The organism is Gilliamella sp. B2772 (genome assembly GCF_026536985.1).
GTDB classification, from domain to species: Bacteria; Pseudomonadota; Gammaproteobacteria; order Enterobacterales; family Orbaceae; genus Gilliamella; species Gilliamella apicola_E.
The window spans coordinates 327,568-350,382 of sequence record NZ_JAFNNB010000002.1; the positions used below are offsets into that span (position 1 = coordinate 327,568).

Below are 22,815 nucleotides of genomic sequence, written 5' to 3' on the forward strand. Positions count from 1 at the left end.
TTCTTTACAAAGATTAACGATCTAAAGTGAAAAATTGTTGCATCGTATTTTTTCAGTCACTATACTTTTACATCGTTTTATATAAGCGTTCCAAATTTAAGTAAAAACATAAATAGTAAATAAATAATAAATTTAGTTGACAGGATTATGTAATATGCACTATAATTTTCAACAGGCAACAGGCAACAGGCAACATGGCCAACCTATAAGTTAAATTCGTCAAAGTTAAGCTCTTATTTTTCATTTTTCACTAAAGTCTATTTTTTCACCAAGATCTATAAAATTACGCAAAATTTTGCGCGATCCTCACATAGATCAATATCATCCCGACAGATCCTATTACCTTTAGTACTTAGCATATTGTTAGCGTTTTCATTTACTAGTACAGCGTTAACATCCACAACATCCAATTTTATTCACGGTGATGTGCCTTATTTTACGTTCGACGGTGGTAATACACGAGTAACGGATATCGAAGGTTTGCTCGGGATCCATCTTTCTAATGGTCAACAATACTCGCCATCAAATAATAATTCTAGTGCAACTAATCCTATCGAATTACCAACTATTGATGAAAGTTTTGCTGATATTAGCATGTTGGTGCCAGTTGATAGTAATACCGTTGATTTAAACACCATTGTTGCTGCACCTTATAATTATTGGGGGGATGATGATGGAGATAGTGAAGTCACTGCTACTGGCAGTATAAGCTTGTCTATTGTTGATAAAAACAATCAAACTGTATCACGAAATACCGTACCTATGTTTTGTAAAGCGCCTTATAAAGCGACATTAACTAATACTGAAGGCACATTGACCACTCGTTATGGCGTTCCTAATAGCATTAAGTTCGGAGCAGGTAGTGTTACCTATTATTTTAAACCTAAAGAATCACCTGCGATTTGTTTTGCTAAACCAAATAATCTAGCGTATACCGCACCTCCCTATGTAGGTCCCGAAACTATCTGGAATTATGGTAAAGGCTTTCTAACTCAAACCGCGACGCCATCATCTTATGGTTTAAATTTCCCGACTACTGGCGCTAATGGTTTGTACTTTGATTTAGATATTAGCAATAATGATCAGGCATTAACGTGGGATCCGGTTTCTCATAGTGGAATTACTGCGACGATGACCAATTCAACAAATACTAGTGTCCGCGTTACATTAACGGGCCCTGCTGCAACCTTAGAACAATGGAATTCTAGTAATCCGGAAAAAGTAGCTAAACCATCTTTACCCCAGACATTCGAGTTAGTCGGTCGTGACAGTAGTGGTAAGGCTGTCGTTAAATATGGATTTGAACTAAAGCAGTGGTTTGTCAATCGTGGAAACGTTATAGGAAATCACGACAACCAATTATCTTGGTGTACAAATATAGGTTATCACCTTCCTAATGTAAGGGATTTAACCAATGCGGTTTATCCATCAAATGACCAATTGATTACCGCTACACCTCCATCACCGGGTAATCATTACCAACGTACCATTGGGGCAGGTCTTATTACCGAGTGGGGCTTTCTGTTATATTACGCGAATACTAACTTTAATTTGTATTATTGGACTAATGACTCGTACTCCCATGATGGTGGTTACACGTATTACTTTTACGCACACGCCGACCACGGACTTATTCATTGGGTAGATCCTGCAACCTTCTACAACGGGGTTTGTGTTTCAGATCTCAACCCTTAATTCTTATTTTTTGAGGGAGAGATAGTAAAATAGCTTATATTTTTCTAATAAGTTATGGTGTCGAAACTTAAACCATCCGCCTCAATTGGGGCGGTTTTTTTGAGTTTTTTATCGCAAAAAAAGTTGAGGAGCGGGGTTTTTGGGGTTCAAAATTCTGCTTTGCAATATTGCCTCAAATAAATAATTGCGCTCAAACTGTGGCACTTTTTAGAAATCCTTTTTTCATCAAAAAAAGTTGAGGAACGGGGTTTTTGAGGTTTTAAATCTCATCTAAAAATTATTAAATGATCCAAATCACTGAATTTCTAATCCAGAGCCCAAAAATAAAATTTTTAAGGATCAATTGCTCTAATTTTAAAGATTTGTAATTACGATATATTTAATTAAAACAATGATTAATCGGTTGTAACTTAGATCCTTTTTAGATCTTATTTACAAAAGTTAACGTAAATGAGCGAAAAAAAGTGTTGCATCGTGTTTTTCCAATCACTATACTTTTTACACGGTTTTAGCTACTAGGCTAAAATTTAGCAGAAATAAAATTGTAAATTAATCAAAAAATTACTTGACAGGATTGTCGCATATGTTCTATAATTTTCAACAGGCAACAGGCAACAGGCAACTTGGTCAACCTATGTTTTAAATTCGTCTAAGTCCAGCACCCAGTTTAAATTTTTCACTGAAGCTTATTTTTCTACTCAATCAAGTGAAATTCAGCGAATTTTCGCGCGGTCGCTTCCGCGATCCTCTTCTCGATCCTTTTTCCGATCGTTTTCCGGATCCTCTTTCAGATCCTGTTTTCGATCTTTTTCCCAATTATCCCGTCAGATTGTTTTTTTCGTGGCTATTTTCCTTTCTTTTTCCAGTCATGCATTGACATCACAGACAACTAGGAATGCGATACAGGGTAGTGTACCTTATCTGACTTTCGACGGTGGTCGTACTCGTGCAGTTGATGCTAACGGTCTGCTTGGGATTACACTATCTAACGGAACTAATTACACGCCTTCTACCAATTTATCATCTACAACCCCAATCGTCTTGCCGGTTGAGGGTCAGAGTTTTGCTGATATTCGTATGTTCGTTCCTACTGATACTAATTCAGTCGATTTAAGTACTCTTATCGGTCCTCCTAATAATTATTGGGGGGATGATGATGGTGATTCAGACGTTACTGCTACAGGTTCTTTAAGTTTATCTATCGTCGATAAAAACGGTCAAACGGTATCACGTAATTCCGTGTTAACAATTTGTAACGCACCTTATAGGATTAAGTTATCCAGTACTAACGGTACATTATCAACTCGTTATGGCGTTCCTAATCGTAGTGATTTCAGTGCCCGTAGTGAGACTTATTACGTCAATCCAAAGGCTTCGCCTGTGGTTTGTTTCGTCAGACCTAATTTAATGTATGGTAAGCTTGGTGATGATCCTTATGACCCATCTTGGGATTTTGCTGGCCCAGCTTCGATGTGGGACCCTGATAGGGGGTTTCTCACTCAAAAAACAGACCCTCTCTATTACGGTCAAAACTTTCCTACTACAGGTCTTAATGGATTGTACTTTGATTTAGATATTAGTGGTAGTAGTCAGCCATTGTCTTGGTCTCCTGTTTCTCTGGGTGGTATCACAGTCACAATGTCAAATTCTACTGCTACAAGCGTTCGCGTTACTTTAACTGGTCCTTATGCTACCATATCCCAGCATTGGTCAAACAATCCTGGTCCTATTTCTAAACCTACTTTGCCTCAGACCTTCGAGTTGGTCGGTCGTGATACTAATGGTACTCCTGTTGTTAAATATGGTTTTACTTTGAAGCAGTGGTTCGTCAACCGAGGTACTATATCTGACACTTATTCTAATACATTATCTTGGTGTAATCGTATTGGTTATCGAATGCCTAGCGTAAGGGATTTAACCAACGCGGTTCGTACAGAATCTCCTGCTATCTCTGGCGCCACCCCTTCCTCACGGGATAATCATTATATGCGTCATATAGGTTCTGGTTTTTTCACTGAGTGGGGTCGTATGTTTGATTATACAACCATTGGCCTCACCAACAATCGGCTCTGGACTAGTGACCGGAATGGTAGTAACCAGTTTATCGTGTACACATACAACGGTATCGTGGGTTGGGCCTACGACAACGACTACGACTACAGCTACGGCCTTTGCTCCCATCCTTAGTTTTTATTTCTTCGTCCTTAATCCTTAGGCTGGGGGGGGAGTGATAAAAAATAGTATTAGGTGATTAAAAGTAAGCTGACTCAAGGAGTCAACGTCGTTTAGCCATAAAAAGTGATTTTGCGGCTAAGCGGCGTTTGAATTACCCGCCTCGGCGGGTTTATTTTTGAGGCGATTTTATCGCAAAAAAAGTTGAGGAACGGGGTTTTTGTAACGATACAAAGCCGAATACCCCACTTTTCATCCCCTAAAACATTAAGTAACCCTTTTTTTAAAGTTCCAAAAAGCAATCTCCATTTTAAGTTATACAACTCTATGTTATCCTTAACGCAACATTCGATCACAGGACGTTCTATATGATAAAAGATCCATTTTATGATCGTGAGGCGAAAAAGTATGAATCGCCGATCGCCAGTCGTGAACTGATTTTGGATTATCTTACCAAAGAAGCAAAACCAGCAAGTTTAGAAAAAATAGCTAAAGCCGTATCAATCAAATCTGACGAGCAAAAAGAGGCTTTACATCGCCGATTGCGAGCGATGGAACGTGATGGTCAGGTGGTTTACACGCGTCGTAAATGTTATGCCTTACCTGAAAAATTCGATATGGTTAAGGGCAGTGTTATTGCACATCGTGATGGTTATGGCTTTTTACGGGTTGAAGGTAAGCCGGAAGACTATTTTTTGTCACACGAGCAGATGAAAAAGGTTTTACAAGGCGATGTTATTTTGGCTCAGCCAATCGGTAGTCAATACCGTGGTAAGACTGAAGCGCGAGTGGTGCGGATTTTAGAGCCACGTACTAATCTGATTGTTGGTCGTTATTTTATTGAGCAAGGTGTTGGTTTTGTGGTGCCGGATGATAGCCGTTTGAATTTTGATATTTTAATCGCTGGCAAGCCAAATCGTACGGTTAGAATGGGCTCAGTTGTTGTGGTTGAATTGCAGCAAAGGCCTGAACGACGCCAAAAAGCGGTCGGAGTGATTAAGGAAGTGCTTGGCGAAATAATGGGCACGAATTTAGCCATCGATATTTCATTACGTAATCATGAGATCCCTTATGAATTTCCAAAAGCGGTTGAAAACGCGGCTAACAAGTTTAGTGAGCAAGTGCCTGAAAGCGCTAAGAAAGGCCGTAAGGATCTACGTGATTTGCCGTTAGTAACCATTGATGGTGAAGATGCACGAGATTTTGATGATGCGGTCTATTGTCAAAAGAATCGTGGTGGTGGTTATCGTTTGTGGGTAGCGATTGCTGATGTGAGCTATTATGTACGAACCGGTAAGGCGCTTGATAAAGAAGCTTGTTTGCGTGGGACTTCAGTCTATTTTCCGTCGCGCGTGGTTCCGATGTTGCCGGAAGTTTTATCCAATGGCCTTTGTTCGCTCAACCCACAAGTTGATCGCTTGTGTTTAGTGTGCGAAATGACCGTGTCGAATAAAGGGCGTTTGACCGGTTATCAATTTTATGAAGCGGTGATGAATTCACACGCGCGTTTAACTTATACCAAGGTAGCTAAGATTTTGGAAGGTGATAAGGATTTGCGTGAGCATTATCGTGAGTTGGTTCCTCACCTTGAGAATCTTTATGGTCTTTATAAGGTGCTTAATAGTGCTCGAATTGCCCGTGGCGCAATCGGGTTTGAGTCGGAAGAGCCTAAATTCATCTTCAATGCTGATAAACGTATTGAGAGCATTGAGTTAGTTCAGCGAAATGAAGCGCATAAGATCATTGAGGAGTGTATGATTTTGGCCAATGTTGCCGCAGCAAAATTGGTGATTGATGCTGAGATTCCGTCGCTATTTCGTGTGCATGATAAACCGGATGAAGATCGCATAAATAATTTACGCAGTATTTTAAGTGAACTTGGTTTGTCTCTCGGCAAGGGTACCAGTCCAAAAGATATCGCTAAGTTGATGGTTGAGGTTGAAGCAAGACCTGATCATGAGATGTTGCAAACGGTCATTTTGCGCTCAATGAAGCAAGCAATTTACGATCCTGAAAATCGTGGGCACTTTGGGTTAGCACTTGAGGAGTATGCGCACTTTACTTCGCCAATTCGTCGTTATCCTGATCTGTTATTGCATCGTGCGATTAAATGGGTTATTGCTGATCAGCAACATAGTAAACAACATGATAAAACCGGTGGACACCGTTATACGACTAGCGAGATGCTCTATTTTGGTGAACACTGTTCAATGACTGAGCGCCGAGCGGACGAAGCGATTCGTGATGTCGTTGATTGGTTGAAATGTGATTATATGCAAGATCATGTCGGCGAGGTATTCAATGGCACTATTTCGAGTGTTGTTAATTTCGGCTTTTTTGTGCGATTAGATGATCTATTTATTGATGGTTTAGTGCACGTTTCATCACTCGAAAATGATTATTATATTTTTGATGCATCACGTAATCGTTTAATTGGTGAAAATACCCGTTTTATTTATCGTTTAGGTGATAAAGTTCAAGTAATAGTCGTAAATGTTAACCCTGACGAGCGTAAAATTGATTTTTCATTGGTTGGCAGTAATAATAAGTCACAACGCCAAGGTAAGACAGCCAAAGATAAGGCGAAGAAAGTCGATAGTGATGCTGAACTGCCAGTTAAGCGCAAAAATAAAAGCCAAGCTAATAGTAAAAAAACGGGCGCAAAGGTTGTCGTAAAGAGTAAAAAACGCAGTAAGCCAAAAACAGCTGCTAAAAAAACGTCTAAATCAGCATCGACCTCAAGCAATCAGAGAAAAAAGAGTAAAAAATAGATGAGTGAAACAGTTTACGGTATCCACGCGATTGAAGCTTTGTTAGCGCGTGCACCAGAAAGAATTATTGAAGTTTTTATCGTTAAAGGCCGAGAAGATAAGCGCCTTAATGCCCTTGTTCGTGAGTTGGAGCAGTTGGGTTTAGCAGTAAAAGTGACCAATAGGCAGTATTTAGATGAAAAAACGAAAAATGGCGTTCATCAAGGTATTTTGGCGATGGTTAAACCAAGCCGTGGTTATCAGGAAAATGATATTCCATTATTAATGGAGCAAAATTCCAATCCAATTATTTTAATTTTAGATGGTGTGACTGATCCACATAATTTAGGCGCTTGTATTCGTACTGCCGATGCCGCTGGTGTGAGCTTTATTGTTGTTCCTAAAGATCGTTCTGCACCACTTAATTCAACCGCTCAGAAAGTTGCATGTGGCGCGGCTGAAAGCGTGCCAGTGGTTAGAGTCACCAATCTGGCGCGTACTATGCGTATGTTACAAGATGAATATCAAGTTTGGATTGTGGGCACTGCCGGTGAAGCAACCAGCACACTTTACCAAACTGACTTTTATAAAAATTCAACAGCATTGGCCTTAGTGATGGGGGCAGAAGGTGAGGGGATGCGTCGATTAACCAAAGAGCATTGTGATGAGTTAGTCAGTATACCGATGGCTGGTATTGTTTCTTCGCTTAATGTGTCTGTTGCTACCGGCGTTTGCTTATTTGAGCTTGTTAGACAAAAAAATAAATAGTTAGAGTTATAGTATGTTAGGATTTTTGAAAAAGCTTTTATCAGGGAATAAAGAAAAAAATGCTCCGTCGCTGTCTGAGCGAGATTTGAATGGTCGTAATCGTGTCGGATATCCGACAATGCAATTATCGCGTGAGATTGATAATTTAGTTAAATTGAAATACCGTCCTCTTAAACGTGTAATTAAGGTGTATAGAGACACGCTGTTTTTTAAATGGGGTCCTGCAGTTATCAATAATACTTTATCAGATGAGCAGTTGGCTAATTTGTCCGGACGGAACGTTCAGATGGTTTATTTATTGCTGTTTCGTGATATGTTAAGACATATTTCAGGTTTAGCTAAATTTAGGCATTTTGCCGAAGATTGGCCGGAACAATTTGCGAATGAGTTATTAGATAATTGCAAAATGCTAGGCGATAGTGATGATGTTGATGTCGCTAAAAAAGAAGCGTTATTTGCTAACACTGAGCTTTATAATGTTGATACTCCCATCGATCCTAAACACCCAGAAAATACGCAAATCCCTGATTGGACAGTACCATTAGCGGAATTAATTATGCTGCCACCGGATATGATTTATAAGTGTCATCGTCCTTTAATGGCTGCAATTGACCGTCGCAAAAAGCGCTAACTTTAACGATTGATTGAGTTGAAGCTGTAATATCGATTCACTCAATCAATTTTGTTAACTTAATTTACTTCCTTCCTTAAATAGCACTATTTATTACCAACAATTTTGCAATTTATCTTTGCAAAAATACCCACTAGGTAAGCAAATTCATCTCACTTATACTTAAATTAAGAAGTAAATAGGTGAGAAGTTTATGCGAAGTAGAACCATTGAATTATGTAAAAAATTCATTTCAATCGACTATCCATTAACCATTGAAATGCTTACAGAAGAGTTTCAAATTAGTGCTCGAACTATTCGTAATGAAATTCAAGAAATTAATGAGTTTTTATCTAAAAGACATTTCACTTTAATTACTACTGTGCGTAATAAAGGGTTTATCATCAATGCTGATCAAGAGCAGAAACAGCTGATTCACGATGCGTTATTGGGTGTGCCATCCTCTACCGTTTTAAGCAAAGATGAGCGACAGTTTGATTTGTTATTGTCGATTGCTTTTGCTAAAACGCCTGTTATTTTAAGCCATAAAGAAGCGGTCTATTTCGTTTCAAAAAGTGTATTAGATGAAGATATTCGTAAAATCAAAGTACGATTAAAAAAATATGATATTGAATTAATTAGCCAACCGAAGCAAGGGATGCAATTTGTTGGATTAGAGCGCTCGATTCGCTTAATGATGTATGAAGCTATTAACCAATTTGCCGGCAATTTAGAACTAGATAAGCCTTTACCTGAATTAAGCTCAATACAGCAACATTTGTTTAATTATATTCCTCAATCACTGATTGATAACTTATTGCAGTTAGCGCATCAAACTATCAGTCAGATACATGATGAAATTTATGTCCAACAAATTGTGATTTTTACCGCTATTTGGCTTGTTCGTAATCAGCATCAACATCATCTGACAATGGTCAGGACTGACTTTAATAATAATGAACAAGGACAAATAGCGAACTTTATTCAGTTGGTGTGCCAGTACTTTGCGTTACAGGTAAATTGGCAAGAACGCCAATATATCATTTACATGCTAGAGGCATTTAACACTAAGGATATCAATAATTATGTCGAATGGCTTAATGCGCAGTTATTAGCCATTAAATTAGTTAATTATGTAGAAGAAAAAACGCTAATCCCGTTTTCAACTAAACAAGAACAGTTATATGAAAACCTTTGTAAGCACTTAGCCGGGCTGATTGCCAGAGTGAGTAATAATATTCATATTATTAATCCATTGCTCGATAGTATTAAACAAAATTACGGTGAAATTCATGCTGCGATTACCACTTTTATGCATGAACTTGAAACAAAACTTAGCCATAAGATTTCCGATGATGAAATTGCTTTTTTGACAATTCATTTTTCAACCTTTGCCAGTGCCATTAACCAAGATCGTAGTTACTATTTTAAAGCAGTGGTGTTGTGTTGTCATGGTATAGCAACTTCTAATCTGCTGGCACAGACACTTAAAGAGTTTTTTAGTATAGATGTATTAGCAATCTTAGGGCGTAACGATTTAAATTTGTTGGAGCAACTTGATTTTGATTTAATATTTTCTACCTTTCCTTTGCAACATTTTGCTCATCCAGTATTAGTTTTAGAACCCATATTAAAAGAAAAAAATCATCCTATCATTAAAGATTTTTTAACTAAACATCGTGCTAATCAACGTATCAATTACCTAACGGATGCAACGGATCTGTTCTATTCACTTGTTAATTTAATTAAAGAAAGTGGCGGTATTGTGTCCGAGCCTATCTATAACCAACTTGAAAAGTGTTTAGCTCTCAATAATCTTAAAATCAATAAAAGGAAAATCCAGCCTATGTTGAAAGATATTCTTACTGATGATGACATTTTATTACATCAAGACTGCCATGATTGGCGAAAGGCTATCCAAATTGCTGCTGAACCATTATTAAAAAAACAGTTTATTTTACCTTCTTACGTCGATGCCATGATCACATCGGTTGAACAATATGGTCCTTATATTGTGATTGGTAAAAATTTAGCTTTAGCGCATGCTCGACCTGAAGACGGAGTAAATCAATTAGGTTTGAGCGTAGTGACGATGAGCCGCCCAGTAGATTTTGGTAATGATGAAATGGGGCCAGTGAAAATTATATTTTGTTTAGCCGCTATCGATTCGTTTTCTCATCTCAACATTATGCGCAGTTTGATTGAATTAATTAATGATGAACAAAAACTGGAGCGTTTAACCAACTGTCATAGTGTAGCGCAATTTAAGTCAATTTTATTTAATTAAGCAAAATCGGATTAAATACCTAAATCTGAAGGAGAATAGAACATGAGTAATTTAACCATTATATTTGTTTGTGGTGCAGGGTTAGGCAGTAGTTTTGCTGCACAAATGGCAACCGAAGATGTTTTAAAAGCTAAAGGTATTGACGCTAAACTAGATCATACCGATATTTCATCAGCAGCCTCAACTAAAGCCGATATCATCATTACAGCCGAAAATTTCCGCCCTCAGTTTGCTAAATTCAATATCAGTGAACAAACCGCAGTGGTCTATCTTAAAAATATAGTATCTAAAGCGGAAATTGATGAGAAGTTAAGTCCAATATTGCAACAAAAGGGATTGCTTTAAATCCATTAGAAGGAGAATACCATGAATGTGATTAACTTTATTATCGACAATATTTTAACTCAAGCTTCGATAACCATTAGCTTAATTGCTATGTTTGGGTTGATTTTACAACGTAAATCTGTTGGACAAATTATTTCAGGCTCACTGAAAACCTTATTGGGTTTTCAAGTGCTCAATGCCGGGTCAAGTATTATTGTGGGAAGTTTAACCTATTTCGGTCATATTTTTACCGCTGGATTTGATATGCAAGGCATTATTCCTTCTATTGAAGCGATTAACGGGCAAGCAATGAATCAGTTAGGATTAGGCCGTGATATTGCACTAACATTTTTGATGATCTTTATTTTTAACATCCTTATTGCTCGTTTTACCCGTTGGAAATATATTTTTCTAACAGGGCAGGCCATTTTATGGATGGCAACAATGACAACGGTATTTGGTAGTTTTGCCGGATTGTCTGGGGTAACACTAATTTTGGTTGGCGGTTTTATTGGTGCACTTTTTGCTGTATTTATGCCGGCCATTGCCCAACCCATTATTCGTAAAGTGACAGGATCAAATGACATTGCATTAGGACACTTTTGTACAATCGGTTATTTATTCGAGGCTGGTGTAGCTTATCTGGTAGGGGAGCGAGGTGAAAACAAGCGCTCAATTGAAGATATGAAGTTGCCTAAGTCATTTGAATTTTTGCAAGATACTTATTTATCCGTCATGGTGGTTATGATCCCACTTTATATTATTACCGCTCTTTTCGCCGGTGAAGCGTATGCTTCAACCTTATCCGGCAGTCAAAATTACGTCATTTACGCCTTTACCCAAGCGATAATTTTTGTCGTCGGAATCTATGTATTACTTGCCGGTGTGAGGTTATTACTCGGTGAAATTGTGCCGGCATTTAGAGGAATTGCCATGAAAGTTGTTCCGAATGCAATTCCGGCGCTTGATTGTCCAGTATTTTTCCCATATAGCCCTAATGCAGTTATCTTAGGTTTTATTACCACATCTATAGGTACAGTGATTGCAATGTTGACTTTACCGGCATTTGGATTGGCGATGATTTTACCGGGAATGTTAACCAACTTTTTTGCTGGTGGAACGGCAGGTATCTTTGGTAATGCAGTTGGTGGTCGCCGTGGGGCGCTTATCGGCGGTATTGCTCATGGGATATTCATTACGCTGTTGCCAGCTTTACTTGTTACCATTTTTAATCAAATGGGGTTTATCAATGCAACAGCAACTGATGTTGATACTGTCACAGTGGCACTGCTTTATGCGTGGATATTAAGCCCAATGTTGAAGCACTTTTAGTTGAGGAGTTTGACATGTTTAACTTTTTTAAAAAAAAGGCGCCTAAAACAAATTTAGCCCCCGACTCAGAGGTTAAAAGCAGTCTGACAGCACAGCAAATGGAACAGATTGAGCAAAAAATTAACCAATTATTACAGCAGATCGAAAAGACCGAAAACTTACTGATGTTAGCCTCATCATGTGAACAAATCGGCCTGCTTTATCATCAATTAAATCATATTGATTTGGCTATTGAGTATTTAGAAAAGAGCCAACAGCATAAGAAATCAATTGGCGACGGTTATAAAACATTAATGAATTTGTATAACTCTAAGCGAGCTCAAGCTGCTCAGCATGGCTCATTGGCTGATATCGATATTTGGATGAACAAAATGGATGCTATGCGTAATATTGCTAAACAGATGACTATTCAACGAGATTAAAGGAAATAATTATGTACACCACACTTAAAGATGTAACTTTATTAGCCCAAAAATTAAATTTCACTGTTGGTGCGTTTAATACGCATAATTTAGAAATGTTACCTGCGATGTTACAGGCTGCAAAAGAGGTTGGCGCACCAATTATCATCCAAACAAGCGTTGATACTGCAAGGTATATTGGCTTTAAAGTTTTAGTTAATGCAGTAAAAGCTATTGTAGATGAAGAGATAGTGGATGCGGTATTACACCTCGATCATGCTAAAAATTTTGATGATATAAAACAAGCAATTGATAGTGGATTCACTTCGGTTATGTTTGATGGCTCTTCACTACCATTTAAAGAAAATATATTAAAAACCCGTGCAGTGGTTGAATATGCTCATGCTCATGGTGTATCAGTTGAAGGAGAATTAGGAACAATCGGGGGGACCGAAGAGGGAATTCATGTTGATGTTAACGATAAAGTTTATACCAAACCGGAAGATGCACTGGCATTTGTAAAAGCAACGGGAATTGATGCTTTAGCCATTGCTATAGGTACTAATCATGGACAATTTAAGTCAAAAACAGAGGTAAATATACCGTTATTGAAAGAAATTCATGCTACGGTTGATATTCCTTTGGTCATTCACGGTGGAACAGGGGTCAAAGAGGAGGACTATCCGGAACTGATTAATAACGGTATTCGTAAATTTAATGTTGGCACGGAGTTATTAGTTAACTGGACACAAGTTGCAAAAGATAAATTTGCCCAAACTGAAATTAATCGATCATTACGTCATAATATTATTCCAGCTAATGAGGCAGTGAAAGAAATAGTGAAGCATAAAATGCGTTTATTTCTTAACAGTAATAAATGTCTAAACTAAAAGGAGGCGAGTTGATATGCGTAAATATCTAATTTTACTCGCTGGCTGCCCCTGTACAGGAAAGACTTATCTGGTTAATAAATTGCAACAACAATTTACAGACAGTTTTGTGATAACACCCGATGAGGCTAAAGTTTTATATGCTGACTCTGTCGGTTTCAATTCGAAAGCTGAAAAGCAGGCGCTTGAGCACAAAGTTTGGCATTTTTATTATGGTGTTTTACAACTGTATATGGATGCTGGTAAACACGTTATTATTTCTGAGTATCCCTTTAGTGATAAGCAGAAACACCGGTTGAGTGAGTTGGCGCAAAAGTATCATTATCAAGTGATCACAATTCGCTTAATTGCTGATTTTGAGGTGTTATGGCAACGTCGTTATCAACGAGACCGCTCACCGGAACGGCATTTGAGTCATATTATGCAGCACTATCACTATGGAGATAAACTTGAAGATCGTAGTTTGGCCGACGATTTAGTCACTAAATCACAATTTTATCAAATCTGTCAAACTAGAAAGTACGACGAGTTTGCTTTGGGGCAATTGCTCGAAGTGGATGTTACCCATTTTAATCAAGTTGATTATTCGGGTTTATTGGAAAAATTGAAACAAATCGTTAAATAGTAATTTTATTAGATCATAAATGCCGATTAACGTTAATCGGCATTATATTTAGGGTGATAAGCAAATAAATCAGATTTGATTGTAGGAATATGCAGTTATGGATCAATAGTGAAATAGGTTAGTTTTATATCTTCGTTTATCTTCTCAATAACATTTTAAATACAAAAAATTCTTTCAATTTAGCAATCAAAGATTATGATAAGCCATTTCTAATCAGTCAAGTTGAATGAGCTAAACAATGAAAAGACTGCTATTTATTTTTATTGTTTTTATGTTTGTAGTAAATGCTAAGCCTCATTTGGATCATGAAAATTATGGCAAGTGGGAGATGTTGACCGAGTTAAATAATAAAAATGTGATTTATGAGTCTTGTTATTGCGGTAATCGTTTTATAAATTATCAAAAAGGTAAACTGGATGATTATACCGGGCAAGAAATGATTTCATGTGAGATAAAATCGAGCTACTTTAAAGGCGGCAAATAATTTATCGATTTAGAATCAAAATGTAGCTACTCTGATAGCATAAGTTATGAAGTTAAGGATGAAAATACCTTAATTTGGCATTTATACAATTCAATTTCTTTAGTAATGACTAATCAGCCCGATAAGTTTGACAAGGTCTTTGAAACATGTGATGAGAGACAGTAAAGCTATTAACATTTATCTCTATCAAGTCAAAGGTCAATGCCGACACAATGGTGTCGGCACGATTATTTTACTTTTTAGCTTTTGATTAGATCAACTTCAACACCTAACCCTTTTGCTACACCTGAACCATAATCGGGATGGACTTTATAGAAGTGTTTAAGCTGTTTAATTTGAATATCACGATCGACGTTTTTCATCGAAGTGACAATATTATCAATCAGCAGTTGTTTTTGATCTGGACGCATTAAATTAAATAATGCACGTGGGTGCGAATAGTAATCACCATCAACACGATGATCGTATTTATCCATTGTGCCGGCAGGGACATGCATCGGTGGCTCAGCATACTGGGGTTGTTGTTTAGGTGCACTATCAACACTATTTGGCTCATAGTTTGGTGCATTATCTGGCGTATAAAAGCGCATAGCTCCGTCACGTTGATAATTGTGTACCGGGCATTTAGGTGCATTGATTGGTAATTGTTGGTAGTTTGTACCGATACGATAACGGTGCGCATCAGCATACGCAAAAATTCGCCCTTGTAACATTTTATCCGGTGATAAGCCAATACCAGGTACAATATTACTTGGTTCAAATGCGGATTGTTCGACTTCAGCAAAATAGTTTTCCGGATTACGGTAAAGCTCCATAACACCGACTTCAATAAGCGGAAACTGTTTTTGCGACCAAACTTTAGTGACATCAAACGGGTTTTCTGGATGGTTATTGGCTTGTTCTTCACTCATCACTTGTATATAAAGTCGCCATTTAGGGTAGTTACCTTGTTCAATGGCATTAAAGAGATCTTCTTGCGCTGAATCAGGGTTGCTACCGTCGAGTTCTGCGGCTTTTTTAGGATGAATATTTTTAATGCCTTGTTCCGTTCTAAAATGCCATTTTACCCAAGTTCGTACATTATCTTTGTTGATTAAACTATAAGTATGGCTACCAAAACCATGCATATGTCGAAATCCGTCTGGAATGCCCCGGTCAGAAAAAAGAATTGTTACTTGATGAAGTGATTCTGGCGATAAAGAGAAAAAGTCCCACATCATTTGCGGATCTTTTAAGTTGGTCTTAGGATCGCGTTTTTGGGTGTGAATAAAGTCTGGGAATTTGAGTGCATCACGAATAAAAAATACTGGCGTGTTATTACCGACGATATCCCAGTTACCTTGATCTGTGTAAAATTTTACTGAAAATCCACGTGGATCACGTGCCGTGTCAGATGAACCACGTTCACCGCCAACAGTTGAAAATCGAGCAAAAACGGGAGTTTGTTTGCCAACTTCGGCAAAAATGCTGGCATAGCTATATTGAGTAATGTCATTGGTGACGGTAAATGTTCCGTGTGCGCCAGAGCCTTTGGCATGGACTCGTCTTTCCGGAATATTTTCACGGTTAAACTGAGCGAGTTTTTCGATTAATTGATAGTCGTCAATCAATACCGGTCCACGAGGGCCAGCAGTGCGAGAGTTTTGATTGTCGGCAATAGGGGCACCATTATTGGTGGTGAGTTCTTTTTTTTCTGACATTGCAATACTCCTTATTAGATTGTAACTTTATAGTTAAAGAGTTGTGATTGATTTTATTGAAAAACTAATTTACTAAGGAATAAGATAAAGACGGTGATGCGTGTAAAAAAAGATATTGCTCGATTTATTATATAACTAAATTGACTGTTAATTGTAGAAAAACAAATTAATTATTTTTTAATCTAGTAATGAGCGATAGTGAATATAAAAATGGGTCCTTAACCCGATTAAGCATAAATGATTTCGGGTAATTTAACATCCCAATGCTGATTATCAACATGATCAACTTTTTGGCAGGCAAATGCTAGCCCAATAGGATAAATTTGCTGTTGTTGGTAGTTTTCAAGCAAGCGATCATAATAGCCACCGCCCATACCGATACGAAATCCTCGGTCATCAAAAGCCACAAGTGGCGTAAAGATGATATCAAGTTGTTCAATATCTATGATTTTAGTTTTATCGATTACTGGTTCTAAGATACCAAAGCTATTTTTTACTAGTGGTGTATTTGGGGTGTAATTTAAGAAGATTAGTTTATGCTCAGCAACTGGGACAGGTAAATAGACCGATTTATTTTGTTGCCATAGATATTCAATAATCGGTTTAGTGTCGACTTCTCCATCAAATGATAAGAATATTGCAATATGTTGTGCTTGGCTGACGGCAGGATGGTTTTTTATTTGTTGGTAGATTATGGCCTGTGCGCTGTCGCGTTGTGCCTGAGATAATTCACGTCTTTTTTGACGTATAGTTTGCCGAATGTCCATAAGTTTTTATTTGAAAGAGAGAAGGAATAAAGACTCCAAGATGCCGTTAGGGGCGTAACCCTTGAACCCGAGGTTCAAGGTGAATAGCATGTTTTAATTTTTAGGTTTCCTAAGTTAATTAGGCATACACACCAATTAAAAATCACACCATTCTAAATTAAAGATTATCGGCTCAGGGGACTAACCCATATCGCGAACATCTCAGAGATGTTTACTATGATACAAAATTTAGAAAATCATACAATAGTCTTTGTGGTTTATTTACATTTCATCTAACTAATTGTTAGTATTTAATGCGGAATCAAGTAATTGCTGTAGCATTTTTAGTCGATTGGCAAATTCATCGCTTTTTTCTTTTTCTTTCGTTAGTTCGTAAGAGATATTCAATGCAGCAGTCATGATAAGTTGATCGCTTCCAACTTGGGGGGATTTTTCTCGTAAATTTGTTAATCGCGCATCTAAATCTTTAGCTGCATTTGTAAGTGCGTCAACTTCATCGACTGGACAATTAAATTTTAACGTTCGCCCAAAAATCTGAACGGTGACAGCTTGATTTTCCATATTTAACCTATAGTTTGATAAATTTATTAATTTTGTCGATTATATGTTTAGCGTTTAATCCGACTTCATCGCGCATTTCTTGCTGTGAGCCTTGCGGGATAAAAATATCAGGCAATCCGATATTTAAAATATCACATTTTATTTTTTTCGATAACAAAAATTCATTAACAGCGCTTCCTGCTCCACCTTTGATGCTGTTTTCTTCGATGGTGACCAGTATATTATGGCTTTGGCTAATGTGCAAAAGGACTTTTTCATCAAGTGGTTTTACAAAACGCATATCTATCACTGTAGCATTTATTTGTTCGGCTACTTGTAAAACTTCAGGTAATAGTGTGCCAAAATTGAGTAAAGCGATCTCTTTGCCCTCTCGACAGCATTTTGATTGTCCTAGTGGTATTGTTTTTAGTGGCTCTAAATGTGCGCCAGTGCCTTCGCCTCGAGGGTAGCGTACTAATGCTGGTCCATCATGTAAATAGCCTGTGTAGAGCATTTGTCGGCATTCGTTTTCGTCACTTGGGGTCATGATGACTAAGTTTGGAATACAGCGTAAAAAGCTTAGATCGAATGCACCTTGGTGGGTTTCACCGTCAGCCCCCACAATGCCCGCGCGGTCTATCGCAAATAAAACCGGTAAGTTTTGGATGGCAATATCATGAATGACTTGATCGTAAGCTCGTTGCAAAAAGGTTGAGTAGATAGCAACCACTGGTTTTAATTCGCTAATAGCAAAGCCGGCAGCTAATGTAACTGCATGTTGTTCAGCAATGGCGACATCAAAGAACTGATCTGGAAATCGTTTAGCAAATTCAGTCATGCCAGAACCTTCGCTCATGGCTGGTGTGATTGCCATTAGGCGTTTGTCTTGCTCTGCTATTTCACATAGCCAGTCACCAAAGATTTTGGAATAAGTTGGGGTAATTTTATTTGTGCTTGGTAATATTCCTTCATTTGGATTAAATTTAGGAACGCCGTGCCATAAGGTTGGGTTTTGCTCGGCTGGAGCATAACCTTTTCCTTTCTGGGTGATAATATGCAGTAATTGTGGGCCTTTTAGTTGTTTGACTTTTTGTAAGGTGGCAACTAATGTTTCAATATCATGTCCATCAACAGGGCCAATATAGTTAAAACCTAATTCCTCAAATAAAATAGCCGGAGTGACTAAGCCTTTTAGGTGCTCTTCCGTTTTTTTGAATAGTTCTTTTAATGGTGGAATATTGGAAAGCACTTTTTTGCCACTTTCACGAAGTGAGGTGTAGGCTTTGCTTGATAATATTTGTGCCAAGTGTTGATTAAGTGCACCTGTGTTTTCTGAAATGGACATATCATTGTCATTAACGATAACTAGCATATCTGGTTTTATGTGCCCAGCATGGTTCATCGCTTCAAATGCCATACCAGCAGTTAAGGCCCCATCACCAATAATAGCGGCGACTTTTTTACCTGACTGTTTTTTTTGCTCTGCGATCGCAATACCCAGCGCTGCACTTATTGAGGTTGATGAATGTCCTGTTGTTAATACATCATATTCACTTTCATTTCGGTGAGGAAACGGGTGTAATCCCCCTTTTTGGCGAATAGTTAGCATCTGTTCGCGGCGACCCGTTAGAATTTTATGTGGATAAGCTTGATGACCTACGTCCCATATAATTTTGTCAAATGGTGTCTGATAGACGTAATGTAACGCGACTGTTAATTCGACCACACCAAGACCTGAAGCTAAATGACCACTAGATTGGCTGACACTGTCTAATAAAAATTGTCGTAGTTCCTGACTAATTGCTGGCAATTGTGCGAGCGGATATCGCCTAAGATCCGCAGGTGAATTGATTTGCTTTAATAGAGGATATTTGTCTAAATTCATTTTTATCATCTAGTTATTTAGTTAACTATTTCGATTAATAATAAAACCAGCAAGGTCTTGTAATGGTTGGCTATTATAAGGTATTTGCGTCAGACTATCGATAGCTTGTTGATATAACTTGTGTGTCATGTCGATGGCATTTTGTAAACCCATCAATGCTGGATAAGTGCTTTTTTCCAACTTAAGATCAGAGCCTTGTGGTTTACCCATCAGCTCTTGTTCACCAATGACGTCTAATATGTCATCTTGTATCTGGAATGCTAGTCCAATTGCTTTAGCATAGTTGTCTAACATTGGGTAATAGGGTTGAGCTACCTCATCGCATGAATAAGCACCGAGTCTTACTGCCGCTTGAATTAAGGCGCCAGTTTTATAGTTATGGATAGTTTGTAAGTGTTCCAACGTGACTGTTTGGTGTTCTGCTTGTAAATCCAGTGATTGACCTAAACACATTCCAGCAAGGCCACTTGCACTTGCTAGTTCAGTAATCATTTTTATTTTGCTTTGGTTGCTGATTTGTTGGTTTTCGGATAATAGGCTGAATGCTAGTGATTGTAGTGCATCACCAGCGAGGATGGCTTGTGCTTGGCCAAATTTTATGTGGCAGGTTGGTTTTCCTCGCCTTAGATTATCATCATCCATTGCGGGTAAGTCATCATGAATTAATGAGTAGGTATGCATCGATTCAATGGCAGCAGCAACTGAATCGAGTTTGGTTAGCGGACAATTAAACATTTGTCCGGTTAAATAGACCAGAATAGGGCGTATTCGCTTGCCACCAGCAAGCAGGCTGTAACTCATCGCTTGTTGCAAATTAGATGGTGCAAACTGCGAAATATATGTTGTTAGATAGTTATCAATACGTTCTTGTAATGGTTTTAGGCTATTCATTATTATCAATGGAAAATTCAGATAATTGTGCATCACTGTTTTCAGATAATAAAATTTGGATGCGTTGCTCAGCTTCATTAAGTTGTTTTTGACCAGAACGAGCTAGTTTGATGCCTTTTTCGAATTCATTTAGTGCTTCATCTAATGGTAAATCACCATTTTCAAGTTGAGTGACAATTGCTTCAAGTTGCTTGATGGTTTCTTCGAAACTGACTTCATTATTGTTTGACATATCGTACTCCTTCTTATACCAAATGAGTATACACGTATTTTTTATGATGGTGAATTAAGATGTTTTAGTTAACAATTTAACTAAGCTGTTCTTTTTCATTTTCAAGTTCATCAACTGATAGTTGAGCTATATCTGGATTAATTGGTTTTTTTACTTCAATCCCTAATTCCCTAAATCGTTCTATTTGACCAATCACGTTACCACGCCCTTTCGAGAGTTTGTTCATTGAGTTTTGATAGGTTTGTTGGGCTTTATCCAAACAGTTGCCTAGATTTTCCATATCTTCGATAAATCCACGTACTTTGTCATATAGTTTGCTGGCTCTATCAGCAATAAGCTCAGCATTGCGATTTTGGTATTCAAAACGCCATAAATTATGAATAGTTCGCAAGGCAACCAATAGGGTAGTTGGGCTAACAATCATGATGTTACTTTTTAATGCATCATTGATTAATGACGGATCTTGATCGATGGCGGATAAAAATGCCGGTTCGACAGGAATGAACATTAGAATGTAGTCTAATGATTGAATGCCATTTAGTTTATGGTAATCTTTTTGACTAAGTTGTTTTAAGTGATTACGCACAGCAATTAAATGATCAGCAATGGCTCTAGTTTTTGTCTCTTCGTCATCACTATTAAAATAACGTTCATAGGCAACTAAGGTGACTTTGGAATCGATGACCACATCACCGCCTTGGGGTAAGTGAACAATTACATCTGGTTGTAGACGTCGGTTATCTTCATTAGTTAGATTAACTTGAGTGTGATATTCGTAACCTTGACGCAATCCGGAATTATCCAATATTTGACTAAGAATAAATTCACCCCAATTACCTTGGGTTTTGTTATTGCCTTTTAACGCATTGGTTAAATTGGTGGCTTCTTTCGTCATGAGTTCGTTGAGCTGTTGCAAGTTGCGAATTTCGTGAGTTAGGGTATGGCGTTCTTTGGCTTCTTGACCAAAGCTATCTTGAACTTGCTTTTTAAAGCCTTCTAATTGTTGTTTAAGTGGTGAGAGTAAAAACTCTAAGCTTTGTTTATTTTGTTGCTCAATTTTTTTGCCACTGTGCTCAAAAATTCGATTTGCTAAATTTTCAAATTGCGTGGTTAATCGTTGCTCGCTTTGTTCTAAAACTGTCTGTTTTTCATGAGCGGCATTGATAATCTCTTCTAAGCGCGTTTTTAATTCACTAATTTTGATATTTTGAGCAACATTTTGTTGTTGGTATTGGCTCAACTCTTGTTCTAATTGAGTGATATTTGCCATTAATGACTGATTTTCTTTATTTCTTTGATTAAGTTGTAAATCATATATGGCATGTAGGTTATTCGCTTTAAATTGCGCTTTTAGCATGGCAATTAGTAAAACAAAGGCGATAATGGCAATAATTATAACTGCCCATTCACTTAAGCCTAAACTTCCTAACATGATTAAGCCCTTTCAAACGTGAATGAAATCACATCATCTAAATTCATTGCATCAAGTGCTAACATAATTAAGCGGTCAAGCCCAACGGCAACACCTGCACAATCGGGTAAACCCGCTTCCATAGCCGCGATTAATTCAATATCGATGTTTTGTGGTGGTAAGTTTTGATTTGCTCGATCAATATTATTTTGTTCAAAACGCATCTTTTGTTCTTGCGGATTGGTAAGTTCTTTAAATCCATTAGCTAGTTCAACCCCTTTGTAATAAAACTCAAAACGGCTTGCTACACGATGATCTTCTGAACTGATCGCTGCTAAAGCTGCCTGTGAGGCAGGGAAGTTATAAACAGCGATAGGTTTTTCTTGTCCAATATGCGGTTCAACGCCAAAACTAAATAAACATTGTAATAAGGTGTCGCGATCATAATCATCAGTATTGAGTTCAATATTTAGCTGTTTGATAGCTTCAACTAAAGTTGCGTGATCAGCTTCTAGTGGGTCAATATTAAGATGACGTTGGAATGCCTTTTGGTAAGAGATTCGTTCCGCAGGTTCACAATCTAGGATGCTTTGCAGTAGATCATCGACTTCGTTGATCATTTGCATCATATCAAATTGAATACGATACCATTCGAGCATTGTAAATTCAGGGTTATGATAACGGCTTACTTCTTCATGATTGCGAAAACATTTACAGATTTGATAAATCGGTCCACTGCCAGCAGCTAATAACCGTTTCATATGATATTCAGGGCTGGTGATTAATGACATTTTTCGCCCTTGTTGTTCATCGTTTTCACCAGGTTTTAAAAATAAGGTATGAAATGAACTAAGATGTACATCGGTTACCGCATATTGACTTAGGGTCGGGGTTTCCACTTCCAAAATACAGCGGTCAGCAAAAAACTGTCTTACTTTAGATACAATTTTAGCGCGCTTAAGTAAATTATTAATAGATGCAGTAGGTTGCCAAGTCATAAAAAATATCCATGCATATTGATTAATTTCTAAAAGACGAAATAGGGCATTAA

At 37.7% G+C, this 22,815-nt stretch carries 20 protein-coding genes and 1 other RNA gene; 12 read left to right on the top strand and 9 right to left on the bottom strand.

The window, feature by feature from the left end:
- The first annotated feature begins 360 nt into the window (after nucleotides 1-360).
- The 12 genes from J3T98_RS06725 to J3T98_RS06780 all read left to right on the top strand — a co-directional run bounded on the left by J3T98_RS06725 (nucleotide 361) and on the right by J3T98_RS06780 (nucleotide 14,338).
- Nucleotides 361-1,695: a hypothetical protein gene (locus tag J3T98_RS06725; RefSeq protein ID WP_267362449.1), complete on the top strand. Its 1,335-nt coding sequence runs from the start codon at nucleotides 361-363 to the stop codon at nucleotides 1,693-1,695.
- An 840-nt stretch (nucleotides 1,696-2,535) separates the two neighbouring features.
- The gene (locus J3T98_RS06730; RefSeq protein WP_267362450.1) at nucleotides 2,536-3,882 is read left to right on the top strand and encodes a hypothetical protein; all 1,347 of its coding nucleotides are present in this window, start codon (nucleotides 2,536-2,538) and stop codon (nucleotides 3,880-3,882) included.
- A 353-nt stretch (nucleotides 3,883-4,235) separates the two neighbouring features.
- Nucleotides 4,236-6,638, top strand: a complete 2,403-nt coding sequence (gene rnr, locus J3T98_RS06735; RefSeq protein WP_065563339.1) for a ribonuclease R — start codon at nucleotides 4,236-4,238, stop codon at nucleotides 6,636-6,638.
- Nucleotides 6,639-7,385: a 23S rRNA (guanosine(2251)-2'-O)-methyltransferase RlmB gene (rlmB, locus tag J3T98_RS06740; protein ID WP_065563340.1), complete on the top strand. Its 747-nt coding sequence runs from the start codon at nucleotides 6,639-6,641 to the stop codon at nucleotides 7,383-7,385.
- Nucleotides 7,386-7,398: 13 nt separating this feature from the next.
- Nucleotides 7,399-8,016, top strand: coding sequence for a hypothetical protein (locus J3T98_RS06745; protein WP_065563341.1), 618 nt, complete (start codon nucleotides 7,399-7,401; stop codon nucleotides 8,014-8,016).
- A 193-nt stretch (nucleotides 8,017-8,209) separates the two neighbouring features.
- Nucleotides 8,210-10,282 carry a BglG family transcription antiterminator gene (locus J3T98_RS06750; protein WP_267362451.1) on the top strand — a complete coding sequence of 691 codons (2,073 nt, stop codon included), beginning with the start codon at nucleotides 8,210-8,212 and terminating at the stop codon, nucleotides 10,280-10,282.
- A gap of 42 nt (nucleotides 10,283-10,324) precedes the next feature.
- A complete protein-coding gene (locus J3T98_RS06755) occupies nucleotides 10,325-10,627 on the top strand; it encodes a PTS sugar transporter subunit IIB (protein ID WP_065563343.1) in 303 nt (100 codons plus the stop codon).
- 21 nt (nucleotides 10,628-10,648) lie between these two features.
- Nucleotides 10,649-11,938: a PTS sugar transporter subunit IIC gene (locus J3T98_RS06760; protein ID WP_267362452.1), complete on the top strand. Its 1,290-nt coding sequence runs from the start codon at nucleotides 10,649-10,651 to the stop codon at nucleotides 11,936-11,938.
- Between the two features lie 14 nt (nucleotides 11,939-11,952).
- The gene (locus tag J3T98_RS06765) at nucleotides 11,953-12,360 is read left to right on the top strand and encodes a hypothetical protein (protein WP_267362453.1); all 408 of its coding nucleotides are present in this window, start codon (nucleotides 11,953-11,955) and stop codon (nucleotides 12,358-12,360) included.
- Between the two features lie 11 nt (nucleotides 12,361-12,371).
- The gene (locus J3T98_RS06770; protein WP_267331750.1) at nucleotides 12,372-13,229 is read left to right on the top strand and encodes a class II fructose-bisphosphate aldolase; all 858 of its coding nucleotides are present in this window, start codon (nucleotides 12,372-12,374) and stop codon (nucleotides 13,227-13,229) included.
- Nucleotides 13,230-13,245: 16 nt separating this feature from the next.
- Complete coding sequence (locus J3T98_RS06775; RefSeq protein WP_065563347.1) at nucleotides 13,246-13,854, top strand: AAA family ATPase; 609 nt, start codon at nucleotides 13,246-13,248, stop codon at nucleotides 13,852-13,854.
- Between the two features lie 238 nt (nucleotides 13,855-14,092).
- Nucleotides 14,093-14,338, top strand: coding sequence for a hypothetical protein (locus tag J3T98_RS06780; protein ID WP_065563348.1), 246 nt, complete (start codon nucleotides 14,093-14,095; stop codon nucleotides 14,336-14,338).
- 239 nt (nucleotides 14,339-14,577) lie between these two features.
- Here the strand turns inward: J3T98_RS06780 and J3T98_RS06785 are convergent, their stop codons facing one another.
- The 9 genes from J3T98_RS06785 to epmA all read right to left on the bottom strand — a co-directional run bounded on the left by J3T98_RS06785 (nucleotide 14,578) and on the right by epmA (nucleotide 22,762).
- Nucleotides 14,578-16,038 (bottom strand): catalase, encoded by a 1,461-nt coding sequence (locus J3T98_RS06785; RefSeq protein WP_267362455.1) that lies wholly within the window; start codon nucleotides 16,036-16,038, stop codon nucleotides 14,578-14,580.
- 227 nt (nucleotides 16,039-16,265) lie between these two features.
- On the bottom strand, nucleotides 16,266-16,805 hold the full coding sequence (locus J3T98_RS06790; protein WP_220225751.1) for a 5-formyltetrahydrofolate cyclo-ligase: 540 nt from the start codon (nucleotides 16,803-16,805) through the stop codon (nucleotides 16,266-16,268).
- A gap of 28 nt (nucleotides 16,806-16,833) precedes the next feature.
- Nucleotides 16,834-17,016, bottom strand: a non-coding RNA gene (gene ssrS / locus J3T98_RS06795) — 6S RNA.
- A gap of 65 nt (nucleotides 17,017-17,081) precedes the next feature.
- Nucleotides 17,082-17,366 carry a cell division protein ZapA gene (gene zapA, locus J3T98_RS06800; protein ID WP_065563351.1) on the bottom strand — a complete coding sequence of 95 codons (285 nt, stop codon included), beginning with the start codon at nucleotides 17,364-17,366 and terminating at the stop codon, nucleotides 17,082-17,084.
- 7 nt (nucleotides 17,367-17,373) lie between these two features.
- A complete protein-coding gene (dxs, locus tag J3T98_RS06805; protein WP_416380629.1) occupies nucleotides 17,374-19,236 on the bottom strand; it encodes a 1-deoxy-D-xylulose-5-phosphate synthase in 1,863 nt (620 codons plus the stop codon).
- Nucleotides 19,237-19,251: 15 nt separating this feature from the next.
- Nucleotides 19,252-20,121 carry a (2E,6E)-farnesyl diphosphate synthase gene (gene ispA, locus J3T98_RS06810; RefSeq protein ID WP_267362459.1) on the bottom strand — a complete coding sequence of 290 codons (870 nt, stop codon included), beginning with the start codon at nucleotides 20,119-20,121 and terminating at the stop codon, nucleotides 19,252-19,254.
- Nucleotides 20,114-20,353 (bottom strand): exodeoxyribonuclease VII small subunit, encoded by a 240-nt coding sequence (gene xseB, locus J3T98_RS06815; protein WP_065563353.1) that lies wholly within the window; start codon nucleotides 20,351-20,353, stop codon nucleotides 20,114-20,116. The genes ispA and xseB overlap by 8 nt, the downstream gene beginning before the upstream one ends.
- A gap of 76 nt (nucleotides 20,354-20,429) precedes the next feature.
- A complete protein-coding gene (rmuC, locus tag J3T98_RS06820) occupies nucleotides 20,430-21,785 on the bottom strand; it encodes a DNA recombination protein RmuC (protein WP_065563354.1) in 1,356 nt (451 codons plus the stop codon).
- Between the two features lie 2 nt (nucleotides 21,786-21,787).
- On the bottom strand, nucleotides 21,788-22,762 hold the full coding sequence (epmA, locus tag J3T98_RS06825; protein ID WP_065563355.1) for an elongation factor P--(R)-beta-lysine ligase: 975 nt from the start codon (nucleotides 22,760-22,762) through the stop codon (nucleotides 21,788-21,790).
- Nucleotides 22,763-22,815: the final 53 nt, after the last annotated feature.

What these genes read in the sequence shown, in the direction of transcription:
- rlmB (WP_065563340.1), top strand. Translation starts at nt 6,639, where the DNA reads ATGAGTGAAACAGTTTACGGTATCCACGCGATTGAAGCTTTGTTAGCG.
- xseB (WP_065563353.1), bottom strand. Translation starts at nt 20,353, where the DNA reads ATGTCAAACAATAATGAAGTCAGTTTCGAAGAAACCATCAAGCAACTT.
- J3T98_RS06780 (WP_065563348.1), top strand. Translation starts at nt 14,093, where the DNA reads ATGAAAAGACTGCTATTTATTTTTATTGTTTTTATGTTTGTAGTAAAT.
- J3T98_RS06750 (WP_267362451.1), top strand. Translation starts at nt 8,210, where the DNA reads ATGCGAAGTAGAACCATTGAATTATGTAAAAAATTCATTTCAATCGAC.
- J3T98_RS06755 (WP_065563343.1), top strand. Translation starts at nt 10,325, where the DNA reads ATGAGTAATTTAACCATTATATTTGTTTGTGGTGCAGGGTTAGGCAGT.
- J3T98_RS06765 (WP_267362453.1), top strand. Translation starts at nt 11,953, where the DNA reads ATGTTTAACTTTTTTAAAAAAAAGGCGCCTAAAACAAATTTAGCCCCC.
- rnr (WP_065563339.1), top strand. Translation starts at nt 4,236, where the DNA reads ATGATAAAAGATCCATTTTATGATCGTGAGGCGAAAAAGTATGAATCG.
- J3T98_RS06790 (WP_220225751.1), bottom strand. Translation starts at nt 16,805, where the DNA reads ATGGACATTCGGCAAACTATACGTCAAAAAAGACGTGAATTATCTCAG.
- ispA (WP_267362459.1), bottom strand. Translation starts at nt 20,121, where the DNA reads ATGAATAGCCTAAAACCATTACAAGAACGTATTGATAACTATCTAACA.
- J3T98_RS06760 (WP_267362452.1), top strand. Translation starts at nt 10,649, where the DNA reads ATGAATGTGATTAACTTTATTATCGACAATATTTTAACTCAAGCTTCG.
- J3T98_RS06770 (WP_267331750.1), top strand. Translation starts at nt 12,372, where the DNA reads ATGTACACCACACTTAAAGATGTAACTTTATTAGCCCAAAAATTAAAT.
- zapA (WP_065563351.1), bottom strand. Translation starts at nt 17,366, where the DNA reads ATGGAAAATCAAGCTGTCACCGTTCAGATTTTTGGGCGAACGTTAAAA.
- J3T98_RS06785 (WP_267362455.1), bottom strand. Translation starts at nt 16,038, where the DNA reads ATGTCAGAAAAAAAAGAACTCACCACCAATAATGGTGCCCCTATTGCC.
- J3T98_RS06775 (WP_065563347.1), top strand. Translation starts at nt 13,246, where the DNA reads ATGCGTAAATATCTAATTTTACTCGCTGGCTGCCCCTGTACAGGAAAG.
- epmA (WP_065563355.1), bottom strand. Translation starts at nt 22,762, where the DNA reads ATGACTTGGCAACCTACTGCATCTATTAATAATTTACTTAAGCGCGCT.
- J3T98_RS06745 (WP_065563341.1), top strand. Translation starts at nt 7,399, where the DNA reads ATGTTAGGATTTTTGAAAAAGCTTTTATCAGGGAATAAAGAAAAAAAT.
- rmuC (WP_065563354.1), bottom strand. Translation starts at nt 21,785, where the DNA reads ATGTTAGGAAGTTTAGGCTTAAGTGAATGGGCAGTTATAATTATTGCC.